The sequence below is a fragment of the Streptomyces colwelliae genome (genome assembly GCF_048158785.1).
Taxonomy (GTDB): Bacteria; Actinomycetota; Actinomycetes; order Streptomycetales; family Streptomycetaceae; genus Streptomyces.
This window is the reverse complement of record NZ_JBLTJC010000083.1, coordinates 23665-33716: the sequence shown is the minus strand read 5'-3', so window position 1 is coordinate 33716 and position 10052 is coordinate 23665. Positions and strand designations below refer to the sequence as shown.

Sequence of the window (10052 nt, the reverse complement as noted above, 5' to 3'; positions counted from 1 at the left end):
ACCGTTCCTCGGTCGGGCGACCGCCGTCACCCGGCGGATCCTCACGGTCGCTGTCGGTCGGCGGCGCGGGACGCAGAGCCTTCGTCGCGTCCCTCAATCGACCGAACGTCCGCTGGAACGGGGACCCCGGGGGCGTACGTGACGTCCTCTGCCTGGACCGGCTCCGGAGCGGCTACGGCTTCGGGCTGCTGCGCGGCGTCATGAGCCAACGCCGGCTCGGGGGCGACAGCTTGCGCGAGTACCTCTTCGGGACCCTGAGCGAGTACGGGCTGGGCAACCTGCTCGGCGCCATAGACCGCCTCGGCCTCAGCGCCTTGCTCGTTCGCGGCAGCGAAACCGGCGTCGAAGCCCTCTCCGGCTCCCGCCACATCAACGGCCTCCGGCAGCGCCTCAGCCTCGACCTCGGGGGCGAACGCCGCCTCGGGAACCGGCACGGCCTCAGGCTCCGGCATGACATCGGCACCCGGCACGGCAACCGGCACCACAACCGGAGCGGCAACCTGGCCCAGCTCCTGCTCGGCATCCACGACGAACGCGCCCCCGGGAACCGGCACAGCCTCGAAGGCACCCGCACCCTCCAGCACGTACCCGGCGTCACCACCGTGCCCGTCACCACCCGGCGCGAACCCGACATCGGAGCCCGGCACATCCACCTGCGCCTGCACGGGGGCCTGGACCTGGACCTGCGCCTGCTCGGCGACCAACTCCTCGGCGTTCTCCGGCAGTTGCCCCACCTCGGCAACACTGACACCGGCGTTCCCGGAGCTCTCCGTGCTCACGTGGGCGAAGGCGGCCGCGGGCTCCCCCGCGAACATCTGCCCATGTCCCTGCCACGCCCCGCCGGCGTCGGGAGCCTGCGCCAGGTCAGCGTCCTTACCGGTGCTCGCGCCCGCGGTCATGACGGGACCCGGTTCCGGTTCCGGCACGACGACCCCGGCGTCCAGGGCCATGGCGATCCCCCCGCCGACCGACTGGCCCTCCGATTCGCCAACCGGAACAACCGTTTCCGCTGTCGGCACCCCCGCGCTCACCGGAGCCTGGGCGCCCCAGGGAGTCGCGCCCTGCGGGGGCTGGTCGCGGAGTTGGGGTGCGTCGAAGTACTCGGGGCCGGTCGTCTGCGGGCCCGGCTGCCGTACCGGCGCACCCGCGGGGCCGCGGTCGGCGAGGGAGCGGACCGGGCTCGCGGAGGTGTCGGGGAGGGGCGGGCCGAGGTGCAGCGGGCGGCGCGGCGGAACCGGCGCGGGCGGCGGCGACGCGGGAAGCCGGACGCCTCCCAGATCGACGGAACCGCTGTCACGGCCGGCCGTCTCGTGCGGACCCGGCTCATGTGCGGCGGCCTCGTACGGACCGGCCTCGTGCAAAGCGGCCTCGTACGCGGCAGCCTCCTGCGCGCCCGGCTCATGGACACCCGCCTCATGCGGCGCGGCCTCCTGCGGAACCGGCTGCTGGACCGTCTCGACGACGGGCTCGGGGGCGGGGGGCGGGACCTCGTTGCCCCAGGCGCCCTGGGCGCCCGGCAGCAGCAACAGGTCTTCGTCCTCGGCGGTGGTCTCGGAGAGGTAGGTGTACGCGCCGTGCGCGGGAACGCCTGGCTGTTCCACCATGCCTGCGTTCTCCGGCAGCCCCTCGGCCGGGATCTGGCCGGTGTCGGTCATGCGTACCCCTCGCCCATCGGTTAGTGCTTCTACGACCCGCTCACCGGGAACGGCGCACCGACCGCCCCGCAGTGGAGAACGAGCGTGCCTGTCCAGCGGCACGAACGACCCGACGTCAAAAAGCGACAAAGCCATTTAGACGACAAAGCCATTGACTGGCATTCTCGCGCCCGTTCGGCCGTCGCGACAGGTTGACCCGCGACAGCTCGCTGTGGACTGCGCCACGTTGCGCGTCCTCCGGTTCCGCCGTACCACACTCACCCCAAAACGGGCGGGTTTTCCGGACATTGACGAACGAAGTGCCGGGTCACCCGATGCGGTACAACAGTCCGCCAGCCTACCGCGCGCAGTACGACAACAGGATCACGGGGACGGTGCGAGGGTCACGAAACGCGCTCCGGAAGGAGGCCGCTGAGCAGGAACGCGACGCTCCGTTCCGTCTCCGTCCAGGCCCTGGTGTCGAGTTCGACGGACTGGAGGAGGGCGCACTCCACGTGGTAGCCGTGCTCCGTCAGGTCGCGGCCGACGAGTTCGGCCTCGTCGCGGGTGGAGGCGTGCGCCACGATGCGCTGCGGGCGCCGGTCGGCGACCGCGGAGACGACGGCCACTCCCCCGCCGCCGACGCGTACTACGTCGGGTTCGGGGAGGTTCTCCAGGATGTGCGGGGCGTCGCCCTGGACGATCTGGAGGTGCACGCCGAAGCTCCGGGCGGCGGAGTCGGTGCGGGTGCAGGCCTGGGTGTCGCGGTCGACGGCGATGACGGCGGCTCCGGCGCGGGCGGCCTCGATGGCGAAGGCGCCGCTGCCGCAGCCGATGTCCCACACCAGGTCTCCGACACGCGGGCCCAGGCGGGCGAGTTGGGCGGCCCGGAGCAGATCCGTCTCACCTTCGCCGAGCTCACCGCCGTAGGCCTCGGCGGGCAGGGTCCAGCCGCGGGCGACGGCGGCCGGGTCGCGGCCGGCGATCCAGCCCTCGCCGCTGGTCTTGGGGACGGCCGGGCCGACCGGGCCGCCCATGACGATGACGACGTTGGGGTCGCGCCAGGTGCGGTCGGCGGCCTTGTCGGAGGTGAGGACGGTGACCTGCTCGTGCTCGGTGCCCAGTTCCTCGCAGATGACGAAGGTGCGGTGGACGCCCTCCATGAGGAGGCCGAGTTCGGCCGGGCCGGCGCCCGGTGAGGTGAGGACGGCGACTTTTGTGTGGGCCCGGCACACGTTCACCGCGCGTCGCAGGGTGCGCCGGTGTGCGACGACCACCTGTGCGTCGTCCCAGGGCATCCCGGCGCGGGCGAAGGCGGCGGCCACGGAGGAGACGGCGGGGACGACTTCGACCTCCAGGCCGAACTCGGGTGCGTGCAGGGTCCGTACGACTCCGAAGAAGCCGGGGTCCCCGTCGGCGAACACGACCGCGGTGCCGCGGTGGCCGGCGATGCGGCGGGCGGCGAGGGCGACGCTGCCGAGGCGGATGCGCTCGGCGCGCGGCGGTACCTCGGGGAGCGCGAGATGGTGCGGCGCGCCGGCCACCAGGGTGGCGGCGGCGAGGGCGGAGCGTGCCGCGGCGGTCAGCGGAGAGCCGTCCCAGCCGATCACCGTGACGCGGTCGGCCATCGTCGTCAGTCTCCAGGGGTGATTCGCAGGTAGTCGGGGGAAGCGGCCCGTACGCGGGCACCGTGAGGGTACCTGGTGCGGCTGGGCGGTGCTCCCGTGGTCGTACCCGCCGAATTCAGTTCCAGTCGGCGAGTGACGTGAAACCGTCGACGTCCTCGAGTTGTTCGGCCGTGCCCTCCAGGTCCTCCGGGAGGAGGCTCCACACGATGAAGTCGGTGCGGACGTCGCTCCAGGTGCCGTCGTCGCCGTGGACATGCACTATGCACGCGCCCCGCAGGACGCCCTCACTGATGCAGCCGATCTTCTGGGCCACCTGCTGTGAGGCCGTGTTGTCGGCGGCGGTGCGCAGTTCGATGCGCTCCAACTTCTGGTCCCCGAACAGCCATTGGGCGGTGGCGAGCGCCGCCTCGGAGGCGTAGCCCTCGCCACGGGCCCAGGGGGCGATGATGTACGACAGCTCGGTGGACCGGATGTGCCAGTCGGTCTTGGTCAACTGGACGACGCCGACGAGCCGTTGGGTGAGGAACTCGGTGACGGCGAGGTCGAGGCCGCGGCCCGAAGTCCGTTCGGCGGGCGCGTAGTCGGTGATCCACCGGCGGGCGCCGGCCTCGGTGAACGGCTGGGGGACGTCGGTCCAGGCCGCGACCTGTTCGTCGTTCATCATCTCGGTCAGGGCAGGCACGTCGTCCTCGTCGAGGGGCCGCAGCACCAACCGCTCCGTGCTGATGGAGATGTTGGGGAAGGTGCTCGTCATGCGCCGCTCCGTAACCTTCGGAAAATGTTCAGGGCAACCTGAACTGCCCAGCATGCAGCATCAAAGCAGTGAACCGCACCACGGGGTCCACCCGCGGTGAGCGAGTGGACCCCGTGCGTGGTGATACGCCGTATACGCCCCCGTCAGCCGGAAGTGACCGGCAGGACGGAGCCCTTGTACTTCTCCGCTATGAACTTCTTCACGTCGGCGGAGACGAGAAGCTTCGCGAGCTTCTCGACGCGGGGGTCGTCCTCGTTGCCGCGTTTGACGGCCAGGAGGTTGGCGTAGGGGTTGTCCTTCGCCGACTCCAGGAGGATCGCGTCCTTCGCGGGGCTGAGGCCCGCGTCCTGGGCGTAGTTGTTGTTGATGACGGCCACGTCCAAGTCGTCGAGCGAGCGCGGCAGTTGGGCGGGGTCCAGCTCCTTGAACCTCAGGTGCTTCGGGTTGGCCGTGACGTCCGCCGGCGACGCGTCGGTTCCCGCCCCCGCCTTGAGCGTGATCAGCCCCTTGGCGGCGAGGAGTTTGAGGGCGCGTCCCTCGTTGGTGGTCTCGTTCGGCACGGCGACGGTGGCTCCGTCGGCGAGCTTCACGATGTCCTGGATCTTCTTGGAGTACACGCCCATCGGCGGCAGGTACGCCTGGACGACGGAGACCAGGTCGGTGCCCTTGGACTTGTTGAACTCGTCCAGGAAGGGCTGGTTCTGGTAGAGGTTCGCGTCCAGCGAGCCCTCCTGGAGCGCGGTGTTCGGCAGGACGTAGTCCGTGAACTCCTTGATCTCCAGCTTCAGTCCGGCCTTCTCGGCGAGGTTGTCCTTGATGTACGTCAGGACCTCGCCGGCCGGCACGGCGGTGGCGCCGACGACGAGGGTGCCGTCGTCCTTGCCACCGCTCTTGCCGGAGTCGGAGCCCGAACCGCAGGCCGTGAGGCCGAAGAAGGTCACGGCGAGTCCCGTCGCCGTGACGGCGATGCCCTTGCGCATGGTGAATCCCCCGACTCGGCTCAGAAGGACGGAATGACGGAATGACGGAACCGGCGTACTTGTCCTCGATGAACTTCTTCACCTCGGGCGAAGTCAGCAGCTTCGCGAGCTTCTTGACGCGCGGGTCCTTCTCGTTGCCCTTCTTCACCGCGAGGAAGTTGCCGTACGGGTTGTTCGTCGCGGACTCCAGGACGAGGGCGTCCTTGGCGGGCTTCAGGCCCGAGGAGATCGCGTAGTTGCCGTTGATGACGGCCGCGTCGACGTCGTCCAGGGAGCGCGGGGTCTGGGCCGCCTCCAACTCCTTGAACTTGAGCTTCTTCGGGTTCTTGGTGATGTCCGCGGGGGTCGCCTCGTTGCCCACACCGGACTTGAGGGTGATCAGCCCGTTCGCCGCGAGCAGCTTGAGGGCACGGGCCTCGTTCACGCTGTCGTTCGGGACGGCGACCGTCGCGCCGCTCTTGAGGGCGTCGGCGCTCTTGACCTTGTGGGAGTAGAGGCCGAGCGGCTCCAGGTGGACCGTGACGACGGGCACGATGTGGGTGCCGTTCTTCTTGTTGAAGTCGTCCAGGTACGGCTGGTTCTGGAAGTAGTTGGCGCCCACCGAGCCGTCCTCGGTCGCCGTGTTCGGCGTGACGTAGTCGGTGAACTCCTTGACCTCCAGGTCGAGTCCGGCCTTCTTCGCCAGGTGGTCCTTGACGTAGTCGAGGATCTCGGCGTGCGGCGTGGGGCTCGCGGCGACGACCAGCGGTCCGCTGTAGTCGGAGGAGGCCGAGGAGGAACCCTTGTCCGAACCGCAGGCCGAGAGCGCGAAGGTGAGGGCTCCGGCGGCGAGGACGGCGGTGGTGAGCTTTGCGGTGTTACGCACGAAAAGTGCCTTTCCTGAAGGGTGTTGCGTGGTACGACCCCGCGATGGGTGGTGCGGGGAGCCTGTGGGGTGGGGTGCCGGGGTGTGCTTACGCGGCCTTCAGCAGCCGTAGCCTCGGCGCGGGTCCTGACCGTCCGCCGCGCCGGTGGACCGAGCGGGCCGCGTAGTCGCCGGCGAACTGGATGAGGGAGATGACGACCGCGAGGATCGCCACGGTGATCCACATCAGCTGGGTCTCGAAGCGCTGGTAGCCGTAGCGGATGGCGATGTCGCCGAGACCGCCGGCGCCGACCGTGCCGGCCATGGCGGAGTAGCCGATGAGCGCGACGATCGTGGTGGTGGTGCTGGAGATCAGCGAGGGCAGGGACTCCGGTACGAGGACCTTGCGCACGATCGTCCAGGTGTTGCCGCCCATCGACTGCACGGCCTCGACGAGCCCGCCGTCCACTTCGCGGACAGCTGTCTCAACAAGGCGTGCGAAAAAGGGGATTGCCCCGATCGCGAGCGGCACGATGGCGGCCTCGCGGCCGATCGTCGTCCCCGTGATGGTCCGGGTGAAGTTCATCAGCGCGACCATGAGGATGATGAACGGCAGCGAGCGGGCGACGTTCACGATCTGCCCGATGACCTTGTTGGCGGCGAGGTTCTGGAGCAGTCCGCCGCGGTCGGTCAGGACGAGCAGGATGCCGAGCGGGAGTCCGCCGACGACGGCGATGACCGTGGACCAGCCGACCATGTACAGCGTGTCCCAACACGCCTGGGACAGCAGCGGCTGCATCTCCGACCAGGTCACTTGGCACCTTCCTTCAGCAGTACGGGCTCCTGGCCCAACACGTCGATCTGTAGGCCCTGTTCGCGCAGGAAGCCGATCGGCACCACGTTGTCCTCGTAGCGGCCGGGCAGTTCGATGCGCATGCGGCCGACCTGGAGTCCGCCGACGGTGTCGATGGCGGCGCCGAGGATCGAGATGTCGATGTTGTAGGTGCGCGAGAGCTGGGAGATGACGGGCTGGGTGGCGGCCTCGCCGTGGAAGGTGACGTCGACGACCGTGCGGTCCTCGCCGTGCGCCTCGCCGCTGACCGGGAAGAGCGCGGAGGCCAGCGCGGAGCCCGGGGTCGCGAGCAGTTCGCTCACCGTGCCGGACTCGACGATGCGGCCGTTCTCCATCAGGGCGGCCGAGTCGCAGACGTTCTTGACGACGTCCATCTCATGGGTGATGAGCAGGACGGTCAGGCCCAGCTGCCGGTTCAGGTCGCGCAGCAGCTGGAGGATCGAGCGGGTGGTCTCCGGGTCGAGCGCGCTGGTGGCCTCGTCGGAGAGCAGCACCTTGGGGTCGCCGGCCAGGGCGCGGGCGATGCCGACGCGCTGCTTCTGACCGCCGGAGAGCTGGGCCGGGTAGGCCTTCGCCTTGTCGGCGAGCCCGACGAGGTCGAGGAGTTCGAGGGCCTTGGCGGACCGTTCCCTCCCGGACTTGCCGAGGATCTCGAGCGGCAGCTCGATGTTGTCCTGGACGGTCCGCGAGGAGAGCAGGTTGAAGTGCTGGAAGACCATGCCGATACGGCTGCGCGCCTGCCGGAGTTCCCGTCCGGCGCGCGGTCCGCGCCCGGCGAGGGCGGTGAGGTCCTGCCCGGCGACGGTGACCGTGCCGGCGGTGGGCTTCTCCAGCAGGTTGACGCAGCGGATGAGCGAGGACTTGCCGGCGCCGGACTGGCCGATGACGCCGTAGACCTCGCCTTCGCGGACGTGGAGATCGACGCCGTCGAGGGCGGTGACCTCACGGCCGCGTGAGCGGTAGACCTTGGTCAGGCCCGATGTGGTGATCACTGGGGTTCCATGACTGTCGGGTACGCGGGCGTGGGTGTGCCCTGGTACGAGGGGGGAAATGTGCGCGGGGCGGCGTCGGTCACATACGACACAAGGCGTATGGACACGCACATGCCACGACGGCTCGCTTCGGGGCGCGAGGCTCTGGGGTGGTGCGGGGGCCCTCTAGAAGGCGCACATTCGACACATACAACGAGCACCGGGCGTCAGGGTCGCCTCGGTCGCAAGGGTGCGGCTGCTCGTCGTGGTCATGGAATCAGTAAAGCAGACGTACGGTCCTGACAAAGGGCCGCTGTCCGCATGCCGGACAGCGGCGGACGCCCGTCAGCCGCGTACGGAGATCTCGACTCCCCCGTCACTGACCAGGGCAGACAGGGCTGACAGGTCACTCACAACAAGGTCGGCGTCGAGCTCGTGGGCCTGGTGGGTTGTGGCCAATGCCACGGTGATCATTCCGGCCGCGCGGCCGGCCTGGAGTCCCGCCGGGGCGTCCTCGAAGACGACGCAGCGGGCCGGGTCGACGCCCAGTTGGCGGGCGGCGAGGAGGTAGGGCTCGGGGTCGGGCTTGCCGCGCCTGACGTCCTCGGCGACCACGAGGGTCTTGGGGAGGATGCCTGCGTGCGCGAGCCGGGCCTCGGCGAGCCGGCGGGTGGCGGAGGTGACAACGGCCCAGCGGTCGGCGGGCAGCGAGTCGAGGAAGTCCCGGGTGCCGGGCAGCAGGGTCGCACCGCCGTTGGGCACGTCCTCCACCTCCAGCGCCTCGATCCACGCGACCGCCGCCGGGACGACCTCGGCGGGCAGCAGGTCGGCGGCTATCGCCACGGCGGTCCGCCCGTGCAGTTCGACCCGCGCGAAGTCCTCGGCGGTGATCCCGAACTCGGCCGCCCACCGGGTCCAGCACCGGCGCACGGATTCGAGGGAGGAGACGAGTGTGCCGTCGTTGTCGAACAGGAGGGCTTGAGCGTGGATCTTCATGCACTCGACCCTACGGTCAGCGGCCTTATGGACCGTAATAGGGTCACTGCATGCTTGATGCCCTGACGCTGGCGACCGGTGTCGCCGCGCTGCTGCTCGCCGCCTGGTGCGGGTGGGCGGCCTACCGTGATCAGCCGACCAAGGACTGGCACTTCATCGGAATGGCCGTCGTCACCCTGCTGGCCACGGTCCAACTGGTGGTCGGGATCGTGCAGTTGGCGCGCGGTGAGAAGGCGGAGCAGGGCACGGTGATCTTCGTGGCGTATCTGCTGGGCGCGTTCGCGACCGTCCCGGCGGCGGGCCTCATGTCACTGACGGAGCGCACACGTTGGGGTTCGATCACGGTCGCGGCCGGCGGTGTGGTCCTCGCCGTGCTCGAAGTGCGGCTCTACGACATCTGGGGAAGCTGAGATGACCACCGTGGAAGAGAACACCGTGGAAGAGAAGCCGAAGCGTCTCATCAGCGGGCCCGGCATGCTGCTCGTCTGGTTCTACGGCGTGATGGTCGTCGGCGCGGTGTCCCGCTCCGTCTACCAGATCGCCACCGAGTTCGACCGGGCCCCGCTCGCCTACTCCCTGTCGGCCGTGGCGGGCGTGGTGTACGCATTCATCACGTACTCCCTGATCCGGGGCGGCGAGACGGCCCGCAGGGCGGCACAGGTCTGCTGCGCCGCCGAACTCGCGGGTGTGCTCATCGTCGGAACGCTGACCGTCATCGACAGCTCGGCCTTCCCGGACGCGACGGTCTGGTCGTACTACGGCGCGGGGTACGTCTTCATCCCCGTGCTGCTGCCGCTGTCCGCGCTCTACTGGCTGCGGAAGAACCGCACGGCCGACTCCGGCGACCCGGCCGACACCGTCACGCCGTAGCGACGTACGCCTCGACCGGCTTCTCCAGGACGATCATCGGTACGCCGTCGTCGCCCTGGGAGGTGCCTACGGTCTCGTAGCCGACGCGGCGGTACAGGCGGAGGTTGCCCTCGCTGCGGTGGCCGGTGTGCAGGCGGAACTTCTTGGCGCCGCGCTCACCGGCGAGGGCCGATTCGGCCGCGCGGAGGAGGCGGGCGCCGATGCCGTGGCCCTGGAGGCGCGGGTGGACGCAGAGTTTGCCGATGGCAGCCGCGCCGTCCTCGGTCACCGTGCCGCGGACCGATCCGACCACCTCCTCGCCCAGCCTGGCGACGAAGACGCAGTCGGAGCCGACCTCGCTCCGGACCGAGTCGAGACTCTGGACGAGCGGGTCGATGCGGTAGTTGCCGTACAGCGCCGCCTCGCTCTGGAAGCACAGGTACTGCAACCTGAAGATCTGCTCTGAGTCCTGCTCGGTCGCCACCGAGATGGTCACGCTCATGCCCATGTGCGCACGCCTCCCGCTCACCTGATCGCCACTTG

General features: G+C 69.7%; 9 protein-coding genes and 2 pseudogenes. 2 read left to right on the top strand and 9 right to left on the bottom strand.

Annotated elements, in window-relative coordinates:
• Positions 1–1082 precede the first annotated feature (1082 nt).
• The 8 genes and pseudogenes from ACNFOC_RS19360 to ACNFOC_RS19325 form a co-directional block, all read right to left on the bottom strand.
• Positions 1083–1655 (bottom strand): annotated as a pseudogene (locus ACNFOC_RS19360) (nicotinate-nucleotide--dimethylbenzimidazole phosphoribosyltransferase); the annotation flags it as partial.
• A gap of 383 nt (positions 1656–2038) precedes the next feature.
• Entirely contained in the window at positions 2039–3262 is a 1224-nt protein-coding gene (gene cbiE, locus ACNFOC_RS19355) for a precorrin-6y C5,15-methyltransferase (decarboxylating) subunit CbiE (RefSeq protein WP_416960332.1), read from the bottom strand.
• A 115-nt stretch (positions 3263–3377) separates the two neighbouring features.
• Entirely contained in the window at positions 3378–4016 is a 639-nt protein-coding gene (locus tag ACNFOC_RS19350) for a GNAT family N-acetyltransferase (RefSeq protein ID WP_416960331.1), read from the bottom strand.
• 143 nt (positions 4017–4159) lie between these two features.
• Positions 4160–4996, bottom strand: a complete 837-nt coding sequence (locus ACNFOC_RS19345; RefSeq protein ID WP_416960330.1) for a MetQ/NlpA family ABC transporter substrate-binding protein — start codon at positions 4994–4996, stop codon at positions 4160–4162.
• 31 nt (positions 4997–5027) lie between these two features.
• Positions 5028–5861: pseudogene (locus ACNFOC_RS19340) on the bottom strand (MetQ/NlpA family ABC transporter substrate-binding protein); the annotation flags it as partial.
• Positions 5862–5949: 88 nt separating this feature from the next.
• Entirely contained in the window at positions 5950–6654 is a 705-nt protein-coding gene (locus ACNFOC_RS19335; RefSeq protein ID WP_416960329.1) for a methionine ABC transporter permease, read from the bottom strand.
• A complete protein-coding gene (locus ACNFOC_RS19330; RefSeq protein WP_416960328.1) occupies positions 6651–7685 on the bottom strand; it encodes a methionine ABC transporter ATP-binding protein in 1035 nt (344 codons plus the stop codon). Before ACNFOC_RS19330 ends, ACNFOC_RS19335 begins: the two co-directional genes overlap by 4 nt.
• Before the next feature lie 324 nt (positions 7686–8009).
• Positions 8010–8660 (bottom strand): HAD family hydrolase, encoded by a 651-nt coding sequence (locus tag ACNFOC_RS19325; protein WP_416960327.1) that lies wholly within the window; start codon positions 8658–8660, stop codon positions 8010–8012.
• 50 nt (positions 8661–8710) lie between these two features.
• Between ACNFOC_RS19325 and ACNFOC_RS19320 the strand changes: the two genes are divergently transcribed.
• Together ACNFOC_RS19320 and ACNFOC_RS19315 are read left to right on the top strand one after the other, a co-directional pair.
• Positions 8711–9070, top strand: coding sequence for a hypothetical protein (locus ACNFOC_RS19320; protein WP_416960326.1), 360 nt, complete (start codon positions 8711–8713; stop codon positions 9068–9070).
• A 1-nt stretch (position 9071) separates the two neighbouring features.
• Complete coding sequence (locus ACNFOC_RS19315) at positions 9072–9530, top strand: hypothetical protein (protein WP_416960325.1); 459 nt, start codon at positions 9072–9074, stop codon at positions 9528–9530.
• Here ACNFOC_RS19315 and ACNFOC_RS19310 read toward each other — a convergent pair.
• Complete coding sequence (locus ACNFOC_RS19310; RefSeq protein WP_033282214.1) at positions 9520–10017, bottom strand: GNAT family N-acetyltransferase; 498 nt, start codon at positions 10015–10017, stop codon at positions 9520–9522. The two genes, ACNFOC_RS19315 and ACNFOC_RS19310, sit on opposite strands and share 11 nt — an antisense overlap.
• Between the last annotated feature and the right edge of the window lie 35 nt (positions 10018–10052).

What these genes read in the sequence shown, in the direction of transcription:
- ACNFOC_RS19310 (WP_033282214.1), bottom strand. Translation starts at nt 10,017, where the DNA reads ATGGGCATGAGCGTGACCATCTCGGTGGCGACCGAGCAGGACTCAGAG.
- ACNFOC_RS19325 (WP_416960327.1), bottom strand. Translation starts at nt 8,660, where the DNA reads ATGAAGATCCACGCTCAAGCCCTCCTGTTCGACAACGACGGCACACTC.
- ACNFOC_RS19320 (WP_416960326.1), top strand. Translation starts at nt 8,711, where the DNA reads ATGCTTGATGCCCTGACGCTGGCGACCGGTGTCGCCGCGCTGCTGCTC.
- cbiE (WP_416960332.1), bottom strand. Translation starts at nt 3,262, where the DNA reads ATGGCCGACCGCGTCACGGTGATCGGCTGGGACGGCTCTCCGCTGACC.
- ACNFOC_RS19345 (WP_416960330.1), bottom strand. Translation starts at nt 4,996, where the DNA reads ATGCGCAAGGGCATCGCCGTCACGGCGACGGGACTCGCCGTGACCTTC.
- ACNFOC_RS19315 (WP_416960325.1), top strand. Translation starts at nt 9,072, where the DNA reads ATGACCACCGTGGAAGAGAACACCGTGGAAGAGAAGCCGAAGCGTCTC.
- ACNFOC_RS19350 (WP_416960331.1), bottom strand. Translation starts at nt 4,016, where the DNA reads ATGACGAGCACCTTCCCCAACATCTCCATCAGCACGGAGCGGTTGGTG.